Origin of the sequence: Rhodococcus sp. P-2, assembly GCF_016598535.1 — a bacterium.
In the GTDB taxonomy this organism is placed as follows: Bacteria; Actinomycetota; Actinomycetes; order Mycobacteriales; family Mycobacteriaceae; genus Rhodococcus_F; species Rhodococcus_F baikonurensis.
The window spans coordinates 4,309,674-4,335,772 of record NZ_CP066779.1 but is presented as its reverse complement, the minus strand read 5'-3'; the positions used below and the strand labels follow the sequence as shown (position 1 = coordinate 4,335,772).

General features: G+C 63.0%; 26 protein-coding genes. 9 read left to right on the top strand and 17 right to left on the bottom strand.

Annotated elements, in window-relative coordinates:
• Window positions 1-17: 17 nt before the first annotated feature.
• The gene (locus I7X09_RS20525; protein WP_200313399.1) at window positions 18-914 is read right to left on the bottom strand and encodes an EamA family transporter; all 897 of its coding nucleotides are present in this window, start codon (window positions 912-914) and stop codon (window positions 18-20) included.
• Between the two features lie 83 nt (window positions 915-997).
• Between I7X09_RS20525 and I7X09_RS20520 the strand changes: the two genes are divergently transcribed.
• The gene (locus I7X09_RS20520) at window positions 998-1,888 is read left to right on the top strand and encodes a LysR family transcriptional regulator (RefSeq protein ID WP_166810486.1); all 891 of its coding nucleotides are present in this window, start codon (window positions 998-1,000) and stop codon (window positions 1,886-1,888) included.
• Window position 1,889: 1 nt separating this feature from the next.
• Here I7X09_RS20520 and I7X09_RS20515 read toward each other — a convergent pair whose 3' ends face one another.
• Genes I7X09_RS20515 through I7X09_RS20505 form a run of 3 tightly spaced genes read right to left on the bottom strand, consistent with a single transcriptional unit; the run spans window position 1,890 to window position 3,179 of the window.
• Window positions 1,890-2,246, bottom strand: a complete 357-nt coding sequence (locus tag I7X09_RS20515; protein WP_003941757.1) for a PLD nuclease N-terminal domain-containing protein — start codon at window positions 2,244-2,246, stop codon at window positions 1,890-1,892.
• Window positions 2,247-2,303: 57 nt separating this feature from the next.
• Window positions 2,304-2,927 carry a TetR/AcrR family transcriptional regulator gene (locus I7X09_RS20510; RefSeq protein ID WP_095969912.1) on the bottom strand — a complete coding sequence of 208 codons (624 nt, stop codon included), beginning with the start codon at window positions 2,925-2,927 and terminating at the stop codon, window positions 2,304-2,306.
• A gap of 57 nt (window positions 2,928-2,984) precedes the next feature.
• Window positions 2,985-3,179, bottom strand: coding sequence for a DUF1918 domain-containing protein (locus I7X09_RS20505; RefSeq protein ID WP_095969911.1), 195 nt, complete (start codon window positions 3,177-3,179; stop codon window positions 2,985-2,987).
• A gap of 180 nt (window positions 3,180-3,359) precedes the next feature.
• On the opposite strand from I7X09_RS20505, the gene I7X09_RS20500 reads away from it, so the two are divergent.
• The 4 genes from I7X09_RS20500 to I7X09_RS20490 are packed head-to-tail and all read left to right on the top strand — an operon-like array spanning window position 3,360 to window position 6,552.
• Window positions 3,360-5,372 (top strand): MFS transporter, encoded by a 2,013-nt coding sequence (locus I7X09_RS20500; protein WP_200313398.1) that lies wholly within the window; start codon window positions 3,360-3,362, stop codon window positions 5,370-5,372.
• Between the two features lie 11 nt (window positions 5,373-5,383).
• Window positions 5,384-5,974, top strand: coding sequence for a TetR/AcrR family transcriptional regulator (locus tag I7X09_RS20495; RefSeq protein ID WP_095970006.1), 591 nt, complete (start codon window positions 5,384-5,386; stop codon window positions 5,972-5,974).
• On the top strand, window positions 5,971-6,102 hold the full coding sequence (locus I7X09_RS29605; RefSeq protein WP_260395768.1) for a hypothetical protein: 132 nt from the start codon (window positions 5,971-5,973) through the stop codon (window positions 6,100-6,102). Before I7X09_RS20495 ends, I7X09_RS29605 begins: the two co-directional genes overlap by 4 nt.
• A 48-nt stretch (window positions 6,103-6,150) precedes the next feature.
• Complete coding sequence (locus I7X09_RS20490; RefSeq protein ID WP_095969910.1) at window positions 6,151-6,552, top strand: VOC family protein; 402 nt, start codon at window positions 6,151-6,153, stop codon at window positions 6,550-6,552.
• Here I7X09_RS20490 and I7X09_RS20485 read toward each other — a convergent pair.
• The 4 genes from I7X09_RS20485 to I7X09_RS20470 form a co-directional block, all read right to left on the bottom strand.
• Window positions 6,536-6,940, bottom strand: coding sequence for an arsenate reductase ArsC (locus I7X09_RS20485; RefSeq protein WP_095969909.1), 405 nt, complete (start codon window positions 6,938-6,940; stop codon window positions 6,536-6,538). The two genes, I7X09_RS20490 and I7X09_RS20485, sit on opposite strands and share 17 nt — an antisense overlap.
• Entirely contained in the window at window positions 6,937-8,037 is a 1,101-nt protein-coding gene (gene arsB / locus I7X09_RS20480) for an ACR3 family arsenite efflux transporter (protein ID WP_200313397.1), read from the bottom strand. The genes I7X09_RS20485 and arsB overlap by 4 nt, the downstream gene beginning before the upstream one ends.
• A complete protein-coding gene (locus tag I7X09_RS20475) occupies window positions 8,034-8,420 on the bottom strand; it encodes an ArsR/SmtB family transcription factor (RefSeq protein ID WP_200313396.1) in 387 nt (128 codons plus the stop codon). The genes arsB and I7X09_RS20475 overlap by 4 nt, the downstream gene beginning before the upstream one ends.
• A 67-nt stretch (window positions 8,421-8,487) precedes the next feature.
• Complete coding sequence (locus I7X09_RS20470) at window positions 8,488-9,372, bottom strand: helix-turn-helix domain-containing GNAT family N-acetyltransferase (protein ID WP_200313395.1); 885 nt, start codon at window positions 9,370-9,372, stop codon at window positions 8,488-8,490.
• A 94-nt stretch (window positions 9,373-9,466) separates the two neighbouring features.
• Between I7X09_RS20470 and I7X09_RS20465 the strand changes: the two genes are divergently transcribed.
• Both I7X09_RS20465 and treZ read left to right on the top strand, forming a co-directional pair.
• Entirely contained in the window at window positions 9,467-10,828 is a 1,362-nt protein-coding gene (locus tag I7X09_RS20465) for an NAD(P)-binding domain-containing protein (RefSeq protein ID WP_124569373.1), read from the top strand.
• A 70-nt stretch (window positions 10,829-10,898) separates the two neighbouring features.
• Window positions 10,899-12,620, top strand: a complete 1,722-nt coding sequence (gene treZ / locus I7X09_RS20460) for a malto-oligosyltrehalose trehalohydrolase (protein ID WP_200313394.1) — start codon at window positions 10,899-10,901, stop codon at window positions 12,618-12,620.
• A 41-nt stretch (window positions 12,621-12,661) separates the two neighbouring features.
• Here the strand turns inward: treZ and I7X09_RS20455 are convergent, their stop codons facing one another.
• Window positions 12,662-14,206, bottom strand: coding sequence for an MFS transporter (locus tag I7X09_RS20455; RefSeq protein WP_095969903.1), 1,545 nt, complete (start codon window positions 14,204-14,206; stop codon window positions 12,662-12,664).
• A 128-nt stretch (window positions 14,207-14,334) separates the two neighbouring features.
• Here I7X09_RS20455 and I7X09_RS20450 point away from each other — a divergent pair, with 128 nt between their 5' ends.
• Complete coding sequence (locus I7X09_RS20450) at window positions 14,335-14,856, top strand: TetR/AcrR family transcriptional regulator (RefSeq protein WP_095969902.1); 522 nt, start codon at window positions 14,335-14,337, stop codon at window positions 14,854-14,856.
• A 13-nt stretch (window positions 14,857-14,869) separates the two neighbouring features.
• Here I7X09_RS20450 and ilvA read toward each other — a convergent pair whose 3' ends face one another.
• The 3 genes from ilvA to I7X09_RS20435 all read right to left on the bottom strand — a co-directional run bounded on the left by ilvA (window position 14,870) and on the right by I7X09_RS20435 (window position 18,628).
• On the bottom strand, window positions 14,870-16,225 hold the full coding sequence (gene ilvA, locus I7X09_RS20445) for a threonine ammonia-lyase IlvA (RefSeq protein WP_200313393.1): 1,356 nt from the start codon (window positions 16,223-16,225) through the stop codon (window positions 14,870-14,872).
• Between the two features lie 78 nt (window positions 16,226-16,303).
• Window positions 16,304-18,079 carry a pyruvate dehydrogenase gene (locus I7X09_RS20440; RefSeq protein WP_200313392.1) on the bottom strand — a complete coding sequence of 592 codons (1,776 nt, stop codon included), beginning with the start codon at window positions 18,077-18,079 and terminating at the stop codon, window positions 16,304-16,306.
• Between the two features lie 114 nt (window positions 18,080-18,193).
• A complete protein-coding gene (locus I7X09_RS20435) occupies window positions 18,194-18,628 on the bottom strand; it encodes a nitroreductase family deazaflavin-dependent oxidoreductase (protein WP_065456581.1) in 435 nt (144 codons plus the stop codon).
• A gap of 234 nt (window positions 18,629-18,862) precedes the next feature.
• Between I7X09_RS20435 and I7X09_RS20430 the strand changes: the two genes are divergently transcribed.
• Window positions 18,863-19,096: a hypothetical protein gene (locus I7X09_RS20430; RefSeq protein ID WP_095969899.1), complete on the top strand. Its 234-nt coding sequence runs from the start codon at window positions 18,863-18,865 to the stop codon at window positions 19,094-19,096.
• Between the two features lie 95 nt (window positions 19,097-19,191).
• Here the strand turns inward: I7X09_RS20430 and dnaE are convergent, their stop codons facing one another.
• The 5 genes from dnaE to lspA all read right to left on the bottom strand — a co-directional run bounded on the left by dnaE (window position 19,192) and on the right by lspA (window position 26,040).
• Window positions 19,192-22,728 (bottom strand): DNA polymerase III subunit alpha, encoded by a 3,537-nt coding sequence (dnaE, locus tag I7X09_RS20425; RefSeq protein WP_007733155.1) that lies wholly within the window; start codon window positions 22,726-22,728, stop codon window positions 19,192-19,194.
• A gap of 99 nt (window positions 22,729-22,827) precedes the next feature.
• Window positions 22,828-23,766 carry an EamA family transporter RarD gene (gene rarD / locus I7X09_RS20420; RefSeq protein WP_124569370.1) on the bottom strand — a complete coding sequence of 313 codons (939 nt, stop codon included), beginning with the start codon at window positions 23,764-23,766 and terminating at the stop codon, window positions 22,828-22,830.
• On the bottom strand, window positions 23,763-24,434 hold the full coding sequence (locus I7X09_RS20415) for a hypothetical protein (RefSeq protein WP_200313391.1): 672 nt from the start codon (window positions 24,432-24,434) through the stop codon (window positions 23,763-23,765). Before I7X09_RS20415 ends, rarD begins: the two co-directional genes overlap by 4 nt.
• A complete protein-coding gene (locus tag I7X09_RS20410; RefSeq protein WP_007733161.1) occupies window positions 24,431-25,357 on the bottom strand; it encodes an RluA family pseudouridine synthase in 927 nt (308 codons plus the stop codon). Before I7X09_RS20410 ends, I7X09_RS20415 begins: the two co-directional genes overlap by 4 nt.
• Entirely contained in the window at window positions 25,354-26,040 is a 687-nt protein-coding gene (gene lspA / locus I7X09_RS20405; RefSeq protein ID WP_021344550.1) for a signal peptidase II, read from the bottom strand. The genes I7X09_RS20410 and lspA overlap by 4 nt, the downstream gene beginning before the upstream one ends.
• Window positions 26,041-26,099 lie beyond the last annotated feature (59 nt).

Here is a 26,099-nt window from a genome sequence, read left to right as displayed (position 1 = left end):
GAACGGCACTCTCGGTCTCATGAAGGCGCCGAAAGGTACGTTCGCTCGGAATCGGTGGGTGGCGCGGCCGGCCCCTGAGCACGATCTCTCGCGCCACCTCGGGCCGCGCCGATACCGGCGACGACGACGCACGCGATACCTGCCACGGCCAGAAGGCTCGGGACCTGTTGCAACACAATCAAACCGATGAGCTGAGCGAACGCGGGTTCGAGACTCATCAGCGTGCCGAACGCTGCCGTCGACAGCCGCCGCAGCGAGACCATCTCCAAGACGAAGGGCACGACGGGCAGCAGAATCGCGAGCCCGAGGCCCACGAGGATCAGGTGCGGGGTCAGCCGCCCGATGGCCGAATGCCCCACGGCAATTGTTGCGGCCAAACCAGCTACGGCCATCGACACCGCCAGCCCGTTGATACCGGCAACCTCGTCGCCGACACGCTGGGTGAGCAGTATGTACATCGCCCAGCAGAGCGCTGCGCCGAGCGCGTATCCCACTCCGGCCAGATCGACCGTGCCCGCCCACGGTTCGGTCAGAAGGACTACGCCGACACCGGCCAGAACCGGCCACAGAACACGGCCGCGCCCGCGCAGCAGAGCAACTGTCAGCGGACCCAAGAATTCCAAGGCACTTGCCGTGCCCAGCGGCAGACGCTCCACGGCCGCCATGAACAAGAGCGTCATCCCGGCGGTCACCACACCCAGGACCACGCAAGCCAGAAACGCCTTGCGGGTGAACGCGGACGGCCGGGGCCTGACGATGATCAAAAGAATGATGCCCGCCCAGGCAAGGCGCACCCACGCCGCTCCGTCCGCGCCGAGCTGATCGATCAGACTCACCGAGACGGCGAGGCCGAGCTGTACGCACAACATCGCCAGAACAGCCAGACCGACGCCGGCTCGCGCTCTCGTATCCATATTTGCATTGAACGGGACACCAACCGTTCGCGTCCACGCGATTTCGACCCACATTATGTTCACGATTAGTGAATGATCGACGAATGGAAACCCGTCGACTTCACCTTCTTCTCGAACTCTCGCGTTTGGGTTCGATGCGCGCCGTCGCCGAAGCGCACAACCTCACGACGTCGACAGTGTCCCAACAGCTCGCTGCTTTGACGGCCGAAACCGGAACAGCGTTGATCGAGCCGGACGGCCGACGCGTTCGCCTCACCCCCGCCGGGCAACGACTCGCGGATCATGCGGTCACTATCCTGGCGGCGCTCGACGCCGCTCGGCTGGACCTCGATCCGGACGCCGAACCGGTGGGAACGCTGCGAGTCGGCGGATTCGCAACTGCCATCAGAACCGCCATGCTCCCCGTCGCCCGAAGCCTGCAACACAGTCATCCGCTGGTGGACGTGGTGATCTACGAATACGAACCAGTCGAGGCCTTCGCACTCCTCGAACGCGACGACCTCGACCTCGCACTGACGTACGACTACAACCTCGCCCCCGCGTCGCCGAGTCCACTTCTCGAAGCAGTTCCGCTCTGGTCGACGCCGTGGGGACTGTGCGTTCCCGACAACGCCCGAACGCCCGACGAGGGAACGAATTCCAGGATCGATCTCCGGGCCTTCGCAGACACCCCATGGATCGTGAACTCACGAAACACTGCCGACGAGCGCGCCGTGCGAACCCTCGCGTCGCTGGCTGGATTCACCCCACGGATCACTCACCAGATCGACAGTCTCGACTTGGTCGAACTATTGGTCCTCAGCGGCTACGGTGTCGGACTGATGCCGCTCGAACGTAAAACTCGCGAAGGCGTGCGGGTTGAACCACTCATCGATCCGCCCGTCATCCTCACGGCCTACGCGGTAACCCGTCGTGGCCGAACGTCCTGGCCGCCACTTCGACTCGTGCTGGACCAGCTCATGACGTATCGATAACTCACATTCGATCAGCGTCTCCGTCGCGGCGCTGCTGCTTGGCGATTCGGCGCTGCTCCTCCGCCCGCTCACGGCACTGACGAAGGAAGGCTTCGTCCGCCGCCGGATCCTGCGCGACTGCGCGTCCCGGACGCTCGTATTCGCCGTAGCCGGTGGGGCCGACGTACCCACGAGGTGCATTCTGCCCGCGACCCACCACGAGCCAGAGCACCGAACCGAGAGTGGGAAGGAAGATGATGATCAGAATCCAGACGACCTTGGGCAGGTACTGGATATAGGCGTCATCTCTCGTGATGGCGTCGACGATGCAAAAGATCCAGAGCAGCATCGTGATGAGGCCGAACAAGGCATAGGGCACGCTGGCGATTCCTCCCGAGAATAAAAAACCCTCGCCATGCTAACCAAAACAGACCAATTAGTACATTAGATTCTGTCGAATGTTGAACTCCAGCCACGAGCGGTATGCGTCGAGATCCCAACCACTGACTCGACGCAGTTGTTGATGGAGCTGCGGCGAGACGAAGGCGGCAAGTATTCCCGCGGCCTTCTCGAGCGAGATCTCCGGCCTCAGCAAACCGTGTTCCGACAGACCCTCCGCTATCGACATCGCATTGGCTGCCGATTGCTCGGCCGACTCCTCGGACAGACGTCGCATGTCGGAATCGGCACCTGACGATTCCACGGTGACCATCATGAGAGCACCGGCACGCTCGAGCATGCCGATGCCCTGTGCGACGATCTGCGAGACGATCCGCCGAACGTCATCGGGGTCCGAGGCCGAACTCGGCGCACCGAGAGGAAAGGGCTCGGCGTCCAGCGCTGCAGCAAGTGCCGCTTCGAAGATCTCGAGCTTTCCGCCGGGGAACGCCGTGAACACTGTCCGATTGGCCACACCGGCGGCGTCGGCAATCTGTTTGACGGTGGCGCTGACATACCCGTCGCGCACGAACAGAGTCGTCGCCGCATCACGAATGAGTTCCTTGGTTCGTTGCGCGGAAGCCTCACGCACACGGGAGTGATACTGGCGTTTACCCTCCATTGCGCACACTTTAGCCGCATTCGATGCAACAGCCGTGCAGGGAAAGAAGAGTGCAGATCAGGAGCCTTTTCCAGGGTGGTCGATCCAACCGTCACTGCCGGGAAACACGAGTGCCTCGTGTCCGTTGTCATACCTGACCAGATAGGGCGGTCCCCCATCCTCACCGTGAACTTCGAGGACCTCGGCCGTCACCTCGGACTGACCGACCACTCGCCCCTGAACATGAAGGCGGTCACCTACTTCGGCACGCATCACTCCTCCTCGCTGCCCGCCAAGCGCAGGCACAGAACACCACTGTCGTTGTTCCCGCGATACCGGCAGGGAAACCAGTGACATCACCGAAGTCGTGACCGAAGACACAATCTACCGATGTGACAATCAGGGGTGAACAGTGATTCACTCAGGGGTGAACTACCGTTCACCCCACGCCTCGTGAAGGACCGTCTCTTGGCATTGCACTCGTCTCCGACCCCTCGCCGTTCGAGTCGGCTCATCACCGCAATCCTCTGTCTGTCCGGCACCGTGGTCGCACTGCAACAAACCATGGTCATTCCGTTGCTGCCCGAGTTTCCGAAGATCCTCGGCGTCAGCGCGGACGACGCTTCCTGGCTGGTCACCGTCACCCTGCTGACCAGTGCCGTCGCCACCCCGATCGTCACCCGCCTGGCGGACATGTTCGGAAAACGACGCATGATGCTGATCTCGATGACCACGATCGTGGTCGGATCACTGATCGCAGCGATCGGCGGCAACTTCGTTTCCCTCCTCATCGGGCGCGGACTTCAAGGCTTCGCCATCTCGATGATTCCGGTCGGAATCAGCATCATGCGCGACGAACTCCCCAAGGAGAAGGTGGCGTCGGCAACCGCATTGATGAGCGCCACTCTCGGAGTCGGTGCCGCACTCGGACTCCCGCTGTCGGGGTTGATCTTCGAACACCTCGGCTGGCCCGCCATCTTCTGGCTCTCGGCGATCGTGGGCGTCCTACTGATCGTCGCAGTGGCCGTCGTTGTCCCGGAATCAAGTGTTCGCACCCGCGGCAAGTTCGACTTCCTCGGCGCAGTCATGCTCTCGGTTTCACTCGCCGCACTCCTCCTGGCCATTTCCAAGGGCGCCCGCTGGGGATGGACCAGTGAACCGACATTGCTGATGTTCGTCATCGGGGTCGTGACGCTCGCACTGTGGTTCCCCTACGAACTACGCGTCACCCAGCCGATGGTCGACTTGCGCACGTCAGCCAAGCGGCCAGTACTGCTGACCAACGTCGCGTCGATCCTCGTCGGCTTCTCGATGTACGCGAACAACCTTTCGACAACACAACAACTTCAGATGCCGAAAATCTCCGGCTACGGCTTCGAACTGGGCGTGATGGCGGCTGGGCTCTGCATGATTCCGGCAGGACTCGCGATGGTCTTCTTCGCTCCCGTGTCCGCGAACATCACCAAACGATTCGGGGCGAAAACCACCCTGATCGTCGGCGGCACGGTGCTCGCGCTCGCCTACATCGCGCGCGTGTTCCTGACCGGATCGATCGCACTGATCATCATCAGCGCAGCGGTGGTCAGCATCGGAACTGCAATCGCGTACTCCGCGATGCCGATGCTGATCATGCGCTCGGTCCCGATCACGGAAACCGCGTCGGCAAACGGCCTCAACTCGCTCCTTCGCTCGGTCGGTACCTCGATCTCCAGCGCGGTGGTCGCCGCCATGCTCACCTCGATGGTCATTCCATCCGGACCCGGCGAGGGCCTTCCGTCGATCGACGCCTTCAAGAACATCTTCTGGCTCGCCGCCCTGGCCGCGGTTGCCGCTGCCGGTGCCGCTGCCTTCATTCCTCGCCGCGGCGCAAAACCGGAAACGGCACTTCGCCCGGTCACACCGGAAGGTTTCGAGCTTCCCGACGCCGCCGTGAGCGATACGGAAATAGTGGTTGCCGGTCGCGTCGTCCGAGCGGACAGTCGCCCCATCAGGCAGGCCGTGGTCACCGTGATGGACATGGACGGGCGTCCGATCGACTGGAGCCGCGCCGACAACGAGGGCAATTTCTCCCTCGCTCTTCCGCAGCCCGGACGGTACTTGGTGGTGACGAGCGCCGACGGCTGGTCCCCGATCTCACAGGTGGTCGGTTTCGACAACGCGCAATCGACGCACACCGTCGAACTCGGTGAGCGCCTTACCATCTCCGGCAAGGTCGGTGTGGGTGGGCAGACAACTTCGGGAACTGTCGTCACACTCACCAAACCGACCGGCGAGTTCGTCGCATCCACCGTCACCGACGGAGCCGGACACTACGGAATCGCTCTCCCCACATCCGGTCGATACATCCTCACCGCGTTGACCGCGAGCGGACACGGCACACTCGCGAGGCAGATCGCGGTCATCGCGCAGTCCACCGTCGTCGACTTCGACGTTCCCCTCGATGCAGAGCCGCTGACGACCGTATGAGCAGGCCTGCCATGAGCACCGCTGAAGAGAGCATCCTCACAGCCGCGACATCCTTGTTCGCGGAACGCGGGTATGCCTCGACGAAGATCAAAGATGTTGCGGCAGCGGCCGGATACTCCCCCGCGCTGGTCATGAAGATCTACGGCAGCAAAGCTCGGTTGTATTCGGCGGCGATCCCGTCCGCACCTCCGATGGACGAGGAGCCGAACGGCGACTCCTCAGGTGGCTTCGGCTACTGGCTGGTCGAGAGACTCGTTGCCCGTAGAGAAGCCGACGAAACCGATCCGTGGGCAATGCTCGCCGTACATGTTCACGAAGCCCCGGATCCCGGCGCAGCCAGGGCTGAGATCAAGGAACGATACGTTCACGGAATCGCGCGACGCATCGGCGACACCTCGCCGGATTTGGTTCGTAGCCAGCTGGTCGTCTCACTCGTGCTCGGGCTTGCCACAGGTATGCGAACGCTGGACCTTCTCGGCGAGGATTCGTTGTCGTCGAAGGATTTGATCAAGCAGTACGGGAGACTCGTACAAACGATCGTCGACGAGATCGAACCCGTATCCGAGCAGGAACCGGACATCAATGGCACGGTGGAGGGATGACTACCTACCGATACCTCGACGCCGATCGGAACCTCCTCGAAGAGAAAGATTTCGAAACCGAGCAGGACGCACAGGAATACCGGCTCTCGGTCCTCGGTGCCGAACACATCGAGCCTGCCGACGGATAACGCCTCCGCGAAGGAAGCCGAACCAAGGAATTCTGTAGCGTCGAGCCCATGCCTGTAGCTCGCTTGGGATCGATCACCCTCGATTGCAATGATCCACAACGCCTTGCCGAATTCTGGCGAAATATGCTGGGCGGCAAAATCACGCACAGTACTGAGAAGTTTGCGACCGTCAGCGCAGGCGGTGGCCAGATCACCGCAATCCGCATCGACGAACATCGCCCGAGCACGTGGCCGACGGGTGCAATACCGAAGCAGATTCATCTGGATCTAGTGGTCGATGATCTGGACATCGCGCAGGAGCAAGCTGTCAGCCTCGGCGCCCAACTCGGTAGACGGCAGAACGCGCCGGAGCGTTGCCGGGTGCTGCTCGATCCCGCTGGTCATCCGTTCTGTTTGTGTCTGGCGGGTCCGAATCTGTCGCCGTGGTCAATGCCTAGCGAATCTGGTTGAGTTCGGCGATCAGGGCTCGAACGCGACGCTCGATTTCGTCGCGGATCGGGCGAACCGCGTCGAGGCCCTGTCCGGCCGGATCGTCGAGAACCCAGTCTCGGTAGCTCTTACCGGGAAAGATCGGGCACGTGTCGCCGCAGCCCATGGTGATGACGACATCCGAGTCCTGGACTGCGTCGGCTGTGAGGATCTTCGGAGACTGAGCTGAGATGTCGATACCGCGCTCTGCCATCGCCTCGACCGCTGCCGAATTGACGGCCTCGGCGGGTGCGGATCCGGCGGAACGGACCTCGATAGCATCACCCGCGAGATGGCTCAGAAACCCGGCTGCCATCTGCGATCGGCCGGCGTTGTGGACGCACACGAACAACACGGATGGCGTACTCATGACATCGCGCTTTCTCGACCAGGTGAAACCTCTTCGGCTGCAAAGCGTTTGCGTAGAGCAAGGGAGACGTACACCAGACCGACGAGCACCGGCACCTCGATCAGCGGCCCGACGACACCGGCAAGCGCCTGTCCCGAAGTGGCGCCATAGGTGGCGATGGCAACGGCGATTGCAAGTTCGAAGTTGTTGCCCGCAGCGGTGAACGCGAGGGTCGTGGTGCGTTCGTAACCCAATCCGATTGCGGCGCCGAGGATGTAGCCTCCGCCCCACATGAGTGCGAAGTACGCGAGCAACGGCAGCGCGATCCGGACGACGTCCCATGGTCGCGAGGTGACCTGTTCACCCTGCAAGGCGAAGAGGACGACAATCGTGAACAGAAGACCGTAAAGGGCCCACGGACTGATCGCCGGGATGAACCTGTTGTCGTACCAGTCACGCCCCCTTGCCCTTTCGCCGAAGTAGCGGGACAGGAAACCGGCAACCAGCGGGATTCCGAGGAAGATCAGAACAGATTTGGCGATCTGCCAGGGTGACGTGTCGATCGTGGTTTGTTCGAGGCCGAGCCAACCGGGTAGGACTGACAGGTAGAACCAGCCGAGAACTGCAAACATGAAGACTTGGAATACCGAGTTGATCGCGACCAGAACGGCGGCGGCTTCACGGTCACCGCAGGCCAGGTCGTTCCAGATGATGACCATCGCGATGCAGCGAGCGAGGCCGACGATGATCAGTCCGGTGCGGTATTCGGGGAGATCCGGCAGCATCAGCCAGGCGAGGGCGAACATCAATGCGGGCCCGAGAACCCAATTCAGGACCAGCGAGCTCGCGAGTAGTCTCTTGTCGCCGGTGACCGTGTCGAGTCGGTCGTAGCGAACTTTCGCCAACACCGGGTACATCATGATCAGCAGGCCGAGTGCGATCGGCAACGAGATCCCGTCGATCTGCACCTTCTCGATGACCGTGTTGACGCCGGGTATCCACCGCCCCAGCAGGAGTCCTGCAACCATGGCGACGCCGATCCACACCGGTAGATAGCGGTCGAGGGTGGAGAGTTTGCCGACCACTGCAGGGTGGTCGACGCCGGCAGCCTTGCTCATGCCGTGACCTCAGCGCAAGAGCCTGCAGCACTCACGCTCGTACCTTCAACCAGGAGTACCGCGGAAAGCTGCTGCAGCGCAGCCGGAATCACCCAGTAATACACCCAGGTCCCGCGTCGTTCACAGTCGAGTAGCCCGGCCTGGCGCAACACCTTGAGGTGATGCGAGATAGTCGGTTGGGACAGGTCGAACGAGTCGGAGATGTCGCAGACGCAGGCTTCACCACCCTCGTGACTCGCCACCAAACTGAGCAGACGGAGGCGGACCGGGTCACCGAGCGCTTTGAACATCCGAGACAGGTCGCCGGCCCAATCCTCGGTCAACGGTTCACGCACGAGTGGGGTGCAGCACGCTTCGTACTCCGGGGCGCTTTGATTCGACATTCTTCGATATTGACAGACTTCGAATCAAGGCGCAATCAAGTGATCCGCGATTACGGACCCCGGCCCGTCAAACGGGGGCGGCCACCGCACGTCGTTCGAGGAGAACAGTGTCACGCCAGACACCGTCGAGTTGGGCAATCTTTTCCCGGAGACCGATAGTTCTGAATCCAGCCGAATGATGCAGTGAGATGGAGGCACGATTCTCCGGAAAGATCGACGTCTGCAAAGTCCAGAAACCATCAGCGTCGGCGGCCATGACTTGCTTGCGCAACAGCGCTTTTCCGACGCCCCGACCACGCATGCCGTCCGCGACATACACGGAATTCTCCGCAACCCCGCGATAGCAGTCACGCTCGGAGACTGAACTCAGCGCCGCCCAGCCGACTACAGTGCCCTCGATAGTCGCCACCCATCGATGATGCAGCAGCCACTGATCTTGGAGGTACTCGCGCACGGGGACCTCCGTGGCGAAGGTGGCATTTCGAGTATCGATACCCTCGCCGCAAATCCGAAGAACCGAATACCAGTCGTCGTCGGCCATCGCCCGGACAGCGACGTCGTCAGGCAGATCACTCGGGCAACATGGACGCGGTCCGAGCACCCCCATCACCACATCCGCCGCCTGCGGCAGCGCAACACAGCACGTCGGATTCACCGCGACGACCGTGCTGGTCCCTTCCCTACGCAGGTTCACGAAACCCACGTCGGCGAGCTTGCGCAGGTGGTGCGACACCGTCGGCTGCCCGATCCCCAATGCCTCGGCGAGCGCTCCGACGGTAATACCACCGACCGCGCTCGCCACCCGGTGAAGCAATCGGACCCGCATCGGCTCCGCCAGGCAGGCGAACCACTGTGCGTAGGTATCGGCGTCGCCCTGCGCGAGGACGGAAGTACCCACCTGTTCCGGGCCCGAATCTCCGACGCGCACCGTTGGCGTCTGCAGCGATGTCATCGCTTCACTATATCGACAGCCGTCGATGGTTGCCTACATTGATGATTGTCGATACAGTCCGAATAGATCGATAATCGTCGATGAAAGGTACGACATGAACCCCCTACCCGTGGTCGTGATCGGAGCAGGCCCGATCGGCCTGGCAGCCGCAGCCGAATTGCGCGAACGTGGACTCACCCCGCTCGTCTTCGAGCGCGGAGGCGCAGCCGGTACCGCGATCTCCGAGTGGAATCACGTTCGACTGTTCTCACGTTGGTCCGAACTCGTCTCCCCAGCCGCACGCCGACTCCTCGACCAGAATGGATGGGACTCCCCCGACGGTGAGACGTACCCGACCGGCCGGCAATGGCGCGAGCACTATCTCGAACCACTCGCCGCTGCACTCGGCGACCTGGTCCAGTTCGACACCGAAGTGAGCGGCATAGCGCGGCGCGGGCGTGACCTGGTCGTCGACGCCGGTCGCGACACCGAACCCCTCTCGATTCACCTCCGCCGCCATGACGGAACCGAGGATCGCGTCTTGGCCCAGGCCGTTGTCGACGCATCCGGCACCTGGGGCACTCCCAACCCGCTCGGCGGTGAAGGTCTGCCAGCATTGGGCGAAGTCGCTGCTGGGTCCGCGATCAGGTACCGAGTTCCTGATCTCGACGATCCGACGGTGCGCGCACAGTTCACCGGCACGCACACTGTCGTCGCCGGAAGCGGCCACTCTGCGCTGACCGCGATCGTTGCGCTGTCGGGGCTTGCAGAGAAGGATCCGAGCACCCGTATCACCTGGGCAGTCCGCCGAGGAAACGTCGGCTCGGCATTCGGCGGCGGCGACGCTGATCAACTCCCCGCACGCGGCGCCCTGGGGTTGCGCGCGAAGAAGGCCGTCGATGCGGGATTTCTTCGGGTGGTCACCGGCTTCCGTACAGCCGCTGTGTCAACAATCCCGTCGGGGCGACTCAGACTTACCTCCGACGCCGGTGAGCACATCCAGGACGTGGACAACGTCGTCACACTGACCGGATTCCGCCCCGATCTGTCCTGGCTTTCGGAAATACGACTCGCCCTCGACCCGGTCTTACAGGCGCCGGTCGAGCTTGCTCCGCTGATCGACCCGAACGTCCATTCGTGCGGCACCGTGTATCCGCACGGTGCGAAGGAGCTTCGCCATCCGGAGCAGGGCGTGTACTCGGCAGGAATGAAAAGCTACGGCCGGGCACCCACCTTCCTGGCGATGACCGGCTACGAGCAGGTTCGCAGCATCGCAGCCGAACTCGCCGGCGATCACGAAGCCGCGGCCCGCGTCGAGTTGATCCTTCCGGAGACCGGGGTCTGCGGCGGCGCAGGCGTTTTCGACGAACCTGACACAGCAGAAACCGGCACAGGAAAAGCCGAGGGCGGATGCTGCGGCGCACCCACTCCGGAACTGATCACGCTGTCCGCACCGTCCGGCAACACCTGCGGATAGAAACCGTCCATGACGACCGATCCCGCCCCGCCAGGCTGCCGCATCCGACCGAACAAGGCATGCTGATCGTGTGCATACTTTCGAGGTCTGGGCGCCCACGCCGGAATCGGTCCGGGTCGACGTCAACGGAGTCACTCACGACATGGAACGCACCGACGACGGGTGGTGGCGAGCCGAGGTCGACTGCGACAGCCAGGCCCGTTACGGGTTTGTCGTCGACGGCGAAACGCTGCCGGACCCGCGATCACCGCGACAGCCCGAGGGCGTGCACCTTCGCTCCCAACTGCACCGGTTGGACGAGTCGTCCTGGACCGACTCTCAGTGGACCGGAAGGCAACTTCCGGGATCGTCCGTCTACGAACTGCACATCGGAACGTTCACCCCCGAAGGAACTTTCGACGCCGCGATCGAGCGCCTCGATCACCTGGTAGACCTCGGCATCGGGTTCGTGGAGCTCATGCCGGTCAACGGCTTCAACGGAACTCACAACTGGGGTTACGACGGTGTGCTCTGGTACACCGTCCACGAGGTCTACGGCGGTCCGGACGGATTGCAACGTCTGGTGAACGCTGCCCACGAACGCGGACTCGGCGTGATCCTGGACGTGGTCTACAACCATCTGGGCCCGTCGGGCAACTATCTCGAACGGTTCGGTCCCTACATCGCGGACGGGGCGAACACCTGGGGCCGAACCATCAACATCGGCGGCCCGCAGTCGGGCGAGGTTCGCGAGTACATCATCGGCAACGCCTTGCGATGGATGCGCGACTTCCACATCGACGGCCTACGCCTCGACGCAGTCCATGCCCTGGTCGATCACACCGGGACGCACATCCTCGAGGAACTCGCCGTCCGAACGGAAACACTGTCGACCCATCTGGGTCGACCGCTCACGTTGATCGCCGAAAGTGATCTCAACGACGCCACTCTCGTCACGCCACGCGCGGCAGGCGGGTTCGGCCTGGACGCGCAGTGGGACGACGACATCCACCACACCATTCACGCGGCCGTCTCGGGTGAACGCCAGGGCTACTACGCCGACTTCGGTTCGTTGGAGTCACTTGCGAATACGTTGCGGCGCGGTTTCTTCCATGCCGGAACCTATTCGTCGTTTCGTGAGCGGGTTCACGGTCGGCCGATCGACATCACGCATCAGCCGGCCAGTGCTCTGCTCGCTTACACGTGCACCCACGATCAGATCGGCAACCGCGCGATCGGCGACCGCCCGAGCGCCTATCTGACGCCAGGCCAATTGGCGATCAAGGCGGCGCTGGTCCTGCTCTCGCCGTACACGCCGATGCTGTTCATGGGCGAAGAATGGGGAGCCACCACCCCGTTCCAGTTCTTCACCTCGCACCCGGAACCGGAACTCGGCGAAGCCACCGCCACAGGCCGCAAGGCGGAGTTCGCGGCACACGGCTGGAACAGCGACGACATTCCGGATCCGCAAGATCCACAGACATTTCTGCGATCGAAACTCGACTGGGACGAGCGAGCCGACGAGACGCATGCTCGTGTCCTGGCGTGCTATCGCGATTTACTTGCCCTGCGCAAGAAGCGAATCGAGATCACCGATCCTTGGCTTGGGCACTTGCACGTCGACTACGACGAGGACGGCCAGTGGATCACCCTGCGCCGCGGCGCATTACAGATCGTGTGCAATCTGGGAACGGACGCGGCCTCGGTCCCGGCCGGCGGAACCCCCATTTTATGGTGGGATCCGCCGAGACAGGACGAGACCGCGTCCGCAACCGTCGTGCCTGGACACTCGTTCGTCGTACTCGAACGCTGACTACCTGGATTCCGTCAGAGTCAGCGCTACTTCTACACGGGTCAACGCTTCGCGTTCTCTGGTGTACTCCGCAGCATCCGCAACACCAAGGCGGCACTGACGAAGAGAACCAAAGCGGTAGCGCCGGCAGCAACGTGCATACCGTCGACGAACGCCGACTTCGCGGAATCGGCAAGCACCGAACCGAGTTCACCGGGCAGGTACGTCGCTTCCTGCAGCGCACCACCCAAAGTGCCCTGCGCGGCGTGCGCCTGATCTGCCTCGAGCATCGACGTGTCGATTCCCTTGCGGAAGATCGCCATCACCACGCTGCCCAGGATCGCCACGCCGAGCGCGATACCGAGTTCGTACGCCGTCTCCGACACCGCGGACGCAGCACCGGCACGCTCGGGTTCCACCGAACTGACCACAAGATCCGACGTCAGTGTCAGTGCGACACCGACACCTGCACCGGCCAGACCGAAGCCGATCACGAACATCAGCGGGCCGCTGTCGACGCCGAGGGCGAGCAGCATCGCAGCACCGATACCGGCAACCGCGAGGCCTGCGCTGAGCACGTGAGACACCGACCACCGGCGGATCAACCATGCCGCCGCAACCGCAGTGAACGCGCTGAGCAACATGCCCGGAAGCATCAACAAGCCGGCGTTGAACGCCGAGTTACCGAGTACCAACTGCAGGTACTGCGAACCGAAGAACAGCACGCCGGCCAGCGCGAAGATCGAGAGCAGGTTGGTGATGACCGCGGTGGAGAACGACGCGTTGGCGAACAGTTTCAGATCCAACATCGGATCCTTCAGCATCCGCTGACGACGCACGAACACGTAACCCGCCGCGAGACCAACCAGGCCGATGACCAGCAGCGTGCCACTGACGCCGTGCACCACGGATTCCTTGACCGCGTACACGAGCGGCAACATGGTCGCCATCGACAGACCTGCACTGATGAGGTCGAATCGACCCGGATTGGGGTCCTTCGACTCCGGGATCAGAATCGGGCCGAGTACCACCAGCGCGATCATGACCGGGATGTTGATCAAGAAGACCGAGCCCCACCAGAAGTGCTCGAGCAACCAACCACCGACCAACGGGCCGGCTGCGGTACCGCCACCTGCCATCGCGCCCCAGACACCGATGGCTTCGGTGCGCTGACGCGGGTTGACGAAGATCGTGCGGATCAGACCGAGGGTGGCCGGCATCAGCGTTGCACCGGAGATGCCCTGCAGCACGCGGGCGGCGATGAGCATTTCCGGACTGACTGCGAGGGCCGCGATGATCGAGGCCAGACCGAAGCCCACGGCGCCGATCAGGAGCAGTTTTCTCCTGCCGATCCGGTCACCGAGCGTACCCATCGTGATGAGCAGACCGGCGAGCACGAACGAATAGACGTCGATGATCCACAGCAACTGCGTGCTGCTCGGTTCGAGGTCCGCGCTGATGAACGGAAGCGCAAGATCGAGCACCGTGCCGTCGACTGCGATGAGCAACACAGCAAAGGCAAGGACTATCAAGCCCGCCCAGTCACGCTTTGTCGCCCGAACCTCGTCGGGATTGATTGCAGACGTGTGATCTGCCGACACTGACATTGCTCCCCTGCGACTTTCTCTGAGTTCTTTCGAAAAGATTTCACTGAACCGTCCAGCCGGTACAGTAGGTCTACGGTAACAGTGAACCGTCCGAGCGGTAAAGTTATTTCCGGGTAGGGTCACATCACATGGCTGCCGACACTCGCGATCGAATTCTCGACGCACTGGAGAAGCTGCTGCTGGTCAGCGGCGTCGCCCAAGTCACGCTCGAAGGCGTTGCCGCCGAGGCGGGGGTTTCCAAGGGCGGGCTGCTCTATCACTTCCCCAGCAAGGAAGCACTCCTCGCGGCGATGGTCCGCAGACTCGGCGAACGCTCGGATCAGCAACTCGAGGACGCCGTTGCCGGCGGTACGACTGTCACCGAGTTCTATCTACAGATTCCCGATGCCAACGAAAGCGAAGAACTCTCCCTCTTCCGCTCCATCATTGCCGCGCTCCGAACGGTCGACGGACAACACGACGAAATCCAGAAGGCTGTCACACATGTGATGCGGAGCTGGGACAAGGGTCTCCAGACCGAAATCGCCGATCCCGTACTGGCCGAGATCATCCGCCTCGTCGGCGACGGCCTGTACCTGGCGGCCATGCTCGGGCTCCCCCAGCCCGACCCCGAGCTGCATCGACAGGTTGTCGAGCGGCTCAGGCCCTGACCGGGGGCGTCCCTTACGTCAGATAGCGGTACGCCGGGCTTCCCGGCTCGAGCCTCTCGGACTGCATCGGCGCGCGCTCCATCCGCTCGAGCAACGACGCCAACCCGTCGGCGGAACCGAGTTCGATACCCACCAACGCGGCGCCCGTCTCGCGATTGTTTCGCTTGACGTACTCGAACAGTGCGATGTCGTCGTCCGGCCCGAGCACGTCCGAGAGGAAGCGACGGAGCGCTCCCGGTTCCTGCGGAAAGTCCACCAGGAAGTAGTGCTTGAGCCCGAGGTGAACGAGCGAGCGCTCGAGGATTTCGCCGTAACGGGAGACGTCGTTGTTGCCACCGGAAATCAGACAGACGACGGTCGATCCCGGCTCGAACGTCAGATTCTGAAGTGCCGCAACGGAAAGCGCCCCCGCCGGTTCGGCGATGATGCCCTCGCTCTGATATAGCTCGAGCATCGCCGTGCAGATAGCGCCCTCGTCGATCTGATTGACGACGAACGATCCCGAACCGGAGCGCGTCTGAAGTTGACGAGCCACGAGCGGCAACGACGCGTGCGACACGACGGCAGCACCCAGACGTGAGACGACCTCGTAGGGAACGTCGCCGATCCGCTTGACGGCGGCGCCATCCACGAACGGATCGACGTCGGGAAGAGTTACCGGGCCGCCGGCAACGAGAGCGGCTGTCATGGATGCCGCGCCGGACGGTTCAATTCCGACGATCGACGTCTTGGGCGACCGCTCGTGCAAGTAGGTGGCTATCCCCGCGATGCAACCGCCGCCGCCGACCGGCACCACGATCGTGTCGAGAGGTGCGTCCAGTTGCGTGAGGATCTCGGCTGCGATGGTTCCTTGCCCCGCAGCGGTGCGCACGTCGTCGAACGGGGGGACCATGGTTGCGCCGGTTTCGGCTACGTCCCCTGCTGCGGCAGCAGCGGCGGCGTCATAGGTCTCGCCGATCATGAACAGTTCGACAAACGCTCCGCCGTGGGCGCGGATGCGATCACGCTTCTGCTTGGGGGTATTGGCCGGAACATAGATCCGACCCTTGATCTGCATGGTTCGGCACGCGAAGGCAACACCCTGAGCATGGTTTCCGGCGCTGGCGGTCACCACGCCTGCCGCACGCTCGGCCTCGTTGAGCTGAGCGATCAGGTTGTACGCGCCGCGAATCTTGTACGAACGAACGCCCTGGAGGTCCTCGCGCTTGAGGTACACGTGCGCGCCGGTCAACGCCGAAAGGCGGTCGCTGTACTGCAAGGGGGTAGCCGCAATGACGTGCTGAATTCGCTCGATGGCCGCGTCGATCTCCTGCGCGTCGAGCGCGGGGAGGGCGGACTTGGTTACTACGACATCGGGCGAGTTAGACACTCCGCCATTTTCGCACGTCGGGGATCAACCTTCCCACCGCCCCGCCCCGCATCGTCGGCAGGGCAGGGCGGGAGTAGGTCAGCCGCGAGGATCCAACTGCGAGGGGCGCGGCACGTTCCGCAGATTCGACTTGGCCATCTGTACTGCCTCGCCGACGCCGCCGTTCATCACCATCTTCGACATCGCCAGGGCGAAGCCCTTCATCTGACCACCGGTGATGGTGGGCGGCAACGACAATGCCAGCGGATCGGTCACCAGATCGACCAAGGCCGGACCGTCGTGATCGAGCGCGGCGCGTAGGCCCGCTTCGATGTCCGCGGGATTCTCGATTCGGCGCGAGAAGATACCGAGCGCAGCAGCAACCGCCGCGTAGTCGACAGCGGGCACGTCGACCCCGAAATCCGGAAGGCCGTCGACCAGCATCTCGAGCTTGACCATTCCGAGTGTCGAGTTGTTGAACACCACGATCTTGACCGGCAACTTGTACATCGCGACGGTGACCAACTCACCGAGCAGCATCGACAATCCGCCGTCGCCGGACACCGAGATGACCTGACGTCCCGGACTCGACCATGCCGCACCCATCGCGTGTGGGAGCGCGTTGGACATGGATCCGTGCAATGCCGAGGAGATGAAGCGCCGCGACCCGTTCGGATTGAGGTAGCGCGCCGTCCACACATTGCACATTCCGGTGTCGGCGGTGAAGATAGCGTCGTCCGCAGCCAGATCGTCGAGGATCGAGGCCGCATACTCGGGATGGATGGGCGTGCGCTGCTTGACCGGATCCGTGTATGCACCAACCACTTTGGTCATCAGAGTGTTGTGCTTGGCGAGGGTGTCCTCGAGGAACCCGCGGTCGGTCTTCCGATCGAGCTGCGGAATCAGTGCACTCAATGTGCTCGCGACGTCGCCGTGCACAGCCAGGTCCAGGCTGGTTCGACGCCCCAACCGCTCGGCCGCGATGTCGATCTGAGCAGTGCGAACATCATCGGGCAGGAATTGATCGTAGGGGAAGTCCGTGCCGATCAGGAGCAGGAGATCGGCGCCGTGGATACCGTCGTGCGCCGCACCGTAACCGAGCAATCCGGTCATCCCGACGTCGTACGGGTTGTCGTACTGGATCCATTCCTTGCCACGCAGCGAATGCCCGATGGGAGCACCGACGGTTTCGGCCAGCGCCAACACCTCTTCCCGTGCGTTTCGCACACCCGCGCCGGCGAAGATCGCAACCTTGCGCGAGCCGTTGATCACGTCTGCCAACGCCTTCACGTCACCGGCGTCCGGAACGACTGTCGGCCTACGAGTTTCAACGAGCGTCGGCGGGGTTCCTTCGGCCGGACAATCGGCGATGTCCCCGGGAAGCACGATCACCGAGACGCCGTTTCGAGCTACCGAATGCTGAATCGCCGACTGCACCACGCGAGGTGATTGGACTGCCGTGCTGACGAGTTCGGTGTAACTCGAACATTCGATGAAAATCCGCTCGGGATGCGTTTCCTGGAAGTAGCCCATTCCGATCTGGGCGCTGGGGATGTGTGAGGCGATCGCGAGGACCGGGGCTCCCGAACGATGAGCGTCGTACAGGCCGTTGATCAGGTGAAGGTTTCCGGGACCGCAGGATCCCGCACACACTGCGAGTTTCCCGGTGATCTGGGCATCCGCTGCGGCGGCAAACGCGGCTGCTTCCTCGTGACGGACGTGTATCCAGTCGATTCCGCCCTTTTCGGAACCATCGGTGCGACGTACCGCGTCGACGATGGGATTGAGACTGTCACCGACAATGCCGTAGATCCGACTGACACCCGCGTCGACGAGCTGCTGAACCAATTGATCTGCAACGGTTTTCGGACTCATCAGACCTCCATGACACACTCACGGGAGTCGGGATCGCCGACCCCCGCGAGTGACGATTTTACTTGTGATTTATGCAGTGATTCTTGTGAAATGGTTTCTTGTGGAATGCCGGCGCTACTTGGGTTCGAGCACGAACACCGGAATCTCGCGATCGGTCTTCGTCTGATAGTCGGCGTAGTCGGGGTACGCAGCGACAGCGCGCTCCCACCAGATCGCCTTCTCGTCGCCGGTGACTTCGCGAGCAACCAGGTCGAAGACCTGCGTCGCGTCACGCAGGGTGACGTGCGGATCGGCCTTGACGTTGTAATACCAGACCGGATTCTTCGGAGCACCACCGAGCGAAGCCACAACGGCATACGAGCCGTCGTGCTCGACGCGCATCAGCGGCGTCTTCCTGACCTTGCCGGACTTTGCCCCGATTGTCGTGAGAACGACGACGGGCATGCCGTTCATGTCGTTTCCCTCGGTGCCACCGGAGTTCTCGATGCGTGCGACCTGATCGGCGGCCCACGACGCTGGACTGGGTTCGTACTCACCTGTGATTGGCATGTGTACCAGTGAACACCCCCTCGACTGCCTTGGCCACCGAACCGCGCCGACCAGGTCTGTAGCCGACATCTCCCCCTGGTTGATCGATTAAGTGAGCTGCCGATCATTAAAGTTCGCTTGCCCGAACTCTCATCTCTGGCTACTCTGAAACCACAGCTTCGAACAGCCGTATCGCCCCGGCGTCACCGAGAAGCCGGCACCACCGAGAACCGGCACCACCGAGAAAGGGACGAGATGACCACCGCAGATATCTCCACTCGCGAATCACGCCCCTCGTCCGACCATTGCATCGATCTCGCCGGTACTCGCTGGCCGCTGTACAAGATCGAAGCTCTCGCGGTTGGCTTCGTGCTGTTCGTCATAGCAGGCGCCGTCACCCAGTCGATGCAGGTTGCAGTGCTGACTGCCGCAACAGCCGCTGTGATCACCTGGTGGGCACGGCGCGTGTACTACTCGCGCACCACCTGATCACTTCACTCCCCGAACTCCAGCGGACCACGAAGGGACCTTGCTGCTGATGCAGCAAGGTCCCTTCGTGTGGTTCAGGTGCGCTCGATCGGTGGTCAGACCGTCAGGCAGCTTGGCCCGAGCAATGCCTTCAGGTCGCCCATCAGCGCCGAGGACGGTTCGACCCGAAGGACGTCGTCGACCTTCCACAGGCTGATCTCGGTTCCGCCGATCAGCCGGACATGGACGTCGGACGTTCCCGGATGTCTGGTCAGCACCTGTTTGAGAGCACTGAGCTTGTCCTTGGTGCACTGCCGAAGCGGCAGCGAGACCGACAGGGGGCGTGCGACGCCGATGGCCGAAATATCAGGCACCGCGAGGTCGTTGCCGATCAGCGACATCCGATCGTCTCGGATCGAGACGCGAGCCTTGACCAACACGATGGCATCCTCGGCGATGTCCATTCCGTACACGGCGTACGCCTGTGGGAAGAACAGCACCTCGATTCCACCCACGAGATCTTCGAGCTGCACGATGCACCAGGTCAGACCGTTCTTGTTGACCCGGCGGTCCACCGAGGCAATGATGCCGCCGAGAGTCACCTGGGCGCCGTCCTGAACGCCGCCTTCGAGTATCGCAGCGATGGACGTGTCGGATTGCTGGCGAAGAATGTGCTCGACACCGTTGAGCGGGTGACCGGAGACGTACAGCCCCAACATCTCTCGTTCGAGTGCCAGGCGATGCTTGGAGTCCCACTCCTCCTCGGGAATCTTGACGTCGAACACCGAGGTGATCGACTCGTCGGCCTCGGCACCACCGAAGAGATCGAACTGTCCGATCGCCTCCGCCTTCTTGGTGCTCATCACGGAATCGATGGCGTCGGCATGAACCAACATCAGGCCCTTGCGCGGATGACCCAACGAGTCGAAAGCACCGGCCTTGATGAGAGATTCGGTGACCTTCTTGTTGCAAGCCATCGCGTCGATCTTGCCGAGGTAGTCGGAGAAATCGGTGAACTTCGATTTCTCGGTGCGCGCCTTGATGATCGAGGCGACGACGTTGGCGCCGACGTTGCGCACCGACCCCATACCGAAACGGATGTCGTCGCCGACGGTCGCGAAGTCCACTCGCGATTCGTTGACGTCCGGCGGGAGCACGGTGATGCCCAACTTGCGGCAGTCGGCGAGGTAGATCGCGGACTTGTCCTTGTCGTCACCGACGGAGGTCAGCAGACCCGCCATGTATTCGGCCGGGTAGTTCGCCTTGAGGTACGCAGTCCAGTACGACACGAGGCCGTACCCGGCGGAGTGCGACTTGTTGAACGCGTAGCCGGCGAACGGAAGGACGGTGTCCCACAGCGCCTTGATGGCCGCCTCGCTGAAGTTGTTGTCCAGCATGCCCTGACGGAACCCGGCGTACGCCTTTTCCAGCTCGGACAGCTTCTTCTTACCCATGGCGCGACGCAGCAAGTCGGCCTGGCCCAGGGTGTACCCGGCCACCTTCTGCGCCAGTTGCATGATCTGCTCCTGGTAGATGATCAGGCCGTAGGTCTCGGAGAGGATTTCCGCGAGCGGCTCTTCCAGCTCGGGGTGAATCGGCTTGACGTCTTCCAAGGCGTTCTTACGCTTGGCGTACGAGATGTGGGCGTCCACACCCATCGGTCCCGGGCGATACAGTGCCAAAGCGGCCACGATGTCGCCGAATCCGGTGGGCTGCATCAGTTTCAGCAACTCGCGCATACCGCCGCCGTCGAGCTGGAACACACCGAGGGTGTCGCCGCGGGCGAGCAGTTCGTATGTTGCAGCATCGTCCATCGGCAATGTGTCGAGGTCGAGGTCGATGCCGCGGTTGGCTTTGATGTTCTCGAGCGTGTCGCCGATGACCGTGAGGTTTCGCAGACCCAGGAAGTCCATCTTGAGCAGACCGATGGCTTCACACGAGGGGTAGTCCCACCCGGTGATGATGGCGCCGTCCTGGGCACGTTTCCACACCGGGATCGCGTCGGTGAGCGGTTCGGACGACATGATGACCGCGCAGGCATGGACGCCGGCGTTACGGATCAGCCCTTCCAGACCCACCGCGGTCTTGTAGATCTTCGCGACGTCGGGGCTGGAATCGATGAGCGCCCGAACCTCGACGGCCTCCTTGTACCGCTCGTGCTTCGGATCGGTGATACCGGAGACCGAGATGTCCTTGGCCATGATGGGCGGCGGGAGTGCCTTGGTGATCTGATCAGCGATGGCGAAGCCCGGCTTGCCGAACTGGACGCGAGCCGAGTCCTTGATGGCAGCCTTGGTCTTGATGGTGCCGAAGGTGATGACCTGGGCGACCTTGTCGTTGCCCCACTTGTCCGTCGCGTAACGCACCATCTCGCCGCGACGGCGATCATCGAAGTCGATATCGATATCGGGCATGGACACGCGCTCGGGGTTGAGGAATCGCTCGAACAGCAACCCGTACGGGATGGGGTCGATGTTGGTGATACCCATCGCGTAGGCCACCAACGAACCGGCGGCCGATCCTCGGCCGGGCCCGACGCGGATTCCGACGTCCTTGGCGTGGTTGATCAGGTCGCCGACCACGAGGAAGTAGGCCGGGAAGCCCATTTCGTTGATGACGCCGATCTCGTAGTCGGCGCGGGCGAGGTACTCCTGCGGAGGTCCGCTCGGGAAGCGGCGGTCGAGTCCGCGCATCACCTCGGCGCGCAGGAAGGTCTGCTGTGTATGACCCTCCGGGACCGGGAAGATCGGCATGCGGTCGTGGAACGCCCAGACGTCCTCGTACGACTGCACGCGCTCGCCGATGGCAACGGTGTTGTCGCATGCCCCCGGTACTTCGTTGTCCCAGATGGCGCGCATCTCGGCAGCGGACTTGAGGTAGTAGCCGTCGCCGTCGAACTTGAAGCGAGTGGGATCGGACAGCGTCTTGCCGGTCTGGATGCAGAGCAGCGCCTCGTGGTTCTCGGCTGCGTCCTTGGTGACGTAATGGCAGTCGTTGGTGGCAAGTGGCGGGATACCGAGTTGCTTGCCGATGTCGAGCAGACCCTCGCGCACACGGCGCTCGATCGAGAGACCGTGATCCATCAGTTCGAGGAAGAAGTTGTCCGGTCCCCAGATCTCCTGCCACTTCGCGGCAGCTTCGAGGGCCTCGCGATCGTGGCCGAGACGAAGACGGGTCTGGATCTCACCGGACGGGCAACCCGTGGTGGCGATGATGCCCTCGGCGTGCGCGGCGATGAGCTCTTCGTCCATGCGCGGCCATTTGCCGAGCTGACCTTCGATGGATGCGAGCGAAGACAGCTTGAAGAGGTTGCGGAGCCCGGTCGCGTTCTCGGCCACCATCGTCATGTGGGTGTACGCGCCGCTACCGGAGACGTCGTCGGACTTCTGGCTGCGATCTCCCCACAGAACTCGCTTGGTGTTGAAGCGGGATTCCGGCGCGATGTAGGCCTCGATGCCGATGATCGGCTTGATGCCGGCACTCTTTGCCTCGTTGTAGAACTGGCTGGCGCCGTACATGTTTCCGTGGTCGGTCATGCCGACGGCGGTCATTTCGAGACGAGCGGCCTCCTCGAACATGGCGCCGACCTTGGCCGCACCGTCGAGCATCGAGTACTCGGTGTGATTGTGAAGATGTACGAACGAGTCAGCCACGTGCGCCTCTCTGAAGGTCTGGGAGCGAGATCGAGTGTATGCCGCGTTGCCGACACGTTCGGCGACCGCCATCGTGGAGTCGCAGCGTGCCGCCTCGGATCACGTGACCGGAACCTCAGGTTCGACGCTCGACCTCATCGAACGCCGAGAACGCCGACCGGCGACGAAGGTGTCTGTCGTGAAGATCACCAGCGCGGCCCAGATCAGAACGAAGCCGATCCAGCGTGACGCCGGCATGTCCTCGTGCATGACGGCCACTCCCCACGCCATCTGCAGTGCCGGGGTGAGGTACTGCAGCATGCCCATCGTCGCCAACGGAACTCGCTGCGCGGCGACGCCGAACAGGAGCAGTGGCAGCGCGGTGACCGGGCCGGCGGCAAGTAGCAACAGACTGTGTCCGGCGCCGCTGCTGATGAATGCACCGGCACCGGTCAGGCCGAGAAACACGAGGTAGCCGACCGCGAACGGTGCAGCAACGACTCCCTCGGCGGTCAAACTGGTTCGAGGATCGAGCGGAACCACCTTCTTGACCAACCCGTAGGTGGCAAACGAACCGGCGAGAAGCAAAGCGACGATCGGGGGTTTACCGAAGTCGACCGTGATCACGACAACTGCCGTGGCGGCGAGGACGAGCGCCGCGATCTGGGCGGGACGCAATCGCTCGCGGAAGATCACGACACCGAGCAGAACGGTGACCAGCGGGTTGATGAAGTACCCGAGGGCCGCCTCCACGACGCGGCCGGACACCACGGCATAGATGTACGTCCCCCAGTTCACTGCGATCGCCGCTGACGCCGCGGTCACCAGCAGCCAGGTGCGTGCGCTGATTCCGCGAAGCGATCCGAGACGGCCGGCAAAGGCCAACACGATCAGCATCAACAGAAGGGTCCATACCACACGGTGCGCAAGGATCTCGACCGGATCGGCGAAGTCGAGAAGCCCGAAGAAAGCCGGAAACGTTCCCCACAACAGGAAAGCCGCTACGCCGTAGAAGATTCCCGAGGACGAACGGGAATCAGCGCGTTTGTCCTCGCTCACGGGACCGGACCGTCGTCGGGACCGGGAGCAACGACGTCCACGTACTCCGGCAGCAAGGGACGGACGGCCGCCAACCAGGGCGAGGCGTCAGACGGCAATGCTTCCACTGCACGGACGTTCGACTCACGTGCGATCGCGTCGAGTCCTTCGGGAGTAGCTCGCACCAGTACACCTACCGCACAGGCGCACCCTGCGGACAGTTGCTTCGCCGACGCGAGAGCGACCTGTTGCTGACGGTCGGTGTCGCCGCCGAGCGAGGCCAGTCGCGTTGCTGCCACACCGGGCGATCTGCGCACTGCTTCGTCGTTGTCGGGAACGGGCACCGACATGAGCGGCGTCTGGACGCGCTCGATCGGTACTCGGTACATGACCCTCGCCACCCGAACATCGGGCCCACGAACACTCGAAACCTGAGAACTGCTGGTCGTCGTGATGACCTCGTCGACGGTGAGTGCCTTCGTGAAGGAGACCAACGCCCACACCGGCCCGTCGAGGGCCGCAATCGAATCTCGCGCTCGCTCGAGGTAATCCGGCACAGCTTCCCCACTGTCCGGGCCCAGAGTGTCCGTCCTGATCGGCGGGGTCGGCACGGGATTCGCGAACCCCACACCGACCACCGCCGCCACTGCGACGACGGCCAGCGCGGGAGCGAGCCCGCGCGGTGTCATGAGGACCGGAGAACTTCGAGTGCGTGTTCGAGATCCTTCGGGTACTTGCTCTTGATCTCGACCCAGCGACCGTCCGCCGGGTGTGCGAAGCCGAGCGAGACTGCGTGCAGCCACTGGCGCTCGAGACCGAGCCTTTCGGCAAGTCGAGGGTCCGCGCCGTAGGTCAGGTCGCCGCAGCACGGATGGCGCAACGCCGAGAAGTGGACGCGAATCTGGTGTGTGCGACCGGTTTCGAGGTGCACGTCCAGCAGACTCGCTGCCTGGAACGCCTCGATGGTGTCGTAATGCGTGACGCTGGGCTTGCCGTCGGCCGTGACCGTGAACCGCCAGTCGTTCCCGTGGTGGCGTCCGATGGGCGCGTCGATCGTTCCGCTGCTCGGGTCGGGGTGTCCCTGAACGAGAGCGTGGTAGCGCTTGTCGATGGTCCGCTGTTTGAACGCACGCTTGAGCAACGTGTACGCGCGCTCGGAGGTGGCAACCACCATGACACCCGACGTTCCGACGTCCAGACGGTGGACGATGCCCTGACGCTCGTGGGCACCGGACGTCGAGATACGGAAACCGGCCGCGGCAAGTCCGCCGATGACCGTCGGTCCCGTCCACCCGACGCTGGCGTGCGCGGCAACTCCGACGGGCTTGTCGACTGCCACGACGTCGTCGTCGGCGTAGAGGATCTCCATCCCCTCGACGGGCGTCGCCTCGATGGTCAGGGGCCGCGGCGGTTCGGGCAGGACAACCTCGAGCCACGACCCTGCGGTCAGACGATCGGACTTGCCGACCGCCACACCGTCGACGAGTACCGAGCCTTCTTCCGCGAGTGTCGCGACCACGGTGCGCGAGAGTCCGAGAAGGCGCGCGAGGCCGGCATCGACCCGCATGGCGTCGAGGCCGTCGGGCACGGGCATCGAACGGGATTCCCTCACTTGGTTTCTCCCTCGGCTGCGGCCTTCGATTCGGTGAGCTTCTTGTCGTCCGCCTTGTGATCACGCAGGCGTTCACCGTTGGGTTCGAAGCCGAAAAGAGTCAGTACGACAAGCAGGATCGCGCCACAGACGATCGCGGAATCCGCGATGTTGAACACGGGCCACCAACCGACGGAGACGAAGTCCACCACATGTCCGCGCATGATTCCGGGAGAGCGGAAGAATCGGTCGACGAGGTTACCCAGCGCGCCGCCGAGCACGAGGCCGAGACCCAGCGCCCACCACGGTGATCGGAGCGTGCGACCGATCTTGATCACACCGATGACGACACCGATGGCGACAAGGGTGAGGATCCACGTCATCGACGTCGCCATCGAGAACGCTGCTCCCGGATTGCGGACCATCGTGAATGTGACCACGTCACCGATGATTTCGATCGGCTGCCCCGGCTTGACCGCGGCGACGGCCCACACCTTCGTGAGAATGTCCGAGAGCAGGATGACAGCGGCGATGGCAATGAGCATGGTCAGCCGGCGGGGCTTTGCGACCGGCGCAACCGCCAAGTCACCGTCTTCCGATTTCACGGCTTCCGGTTTCACGGTTTCGGGCTCGTCGGCCTTCGAGATTTCGGTAATCGGCTGATCCTCCGCGTTGACATCTCGGTCTGGGTGGTCTGTACTCACGCAACCATCATCCCTCATGTTCACCGCACCGGGTCACGCACTCTGCAACTGCGGCTAGC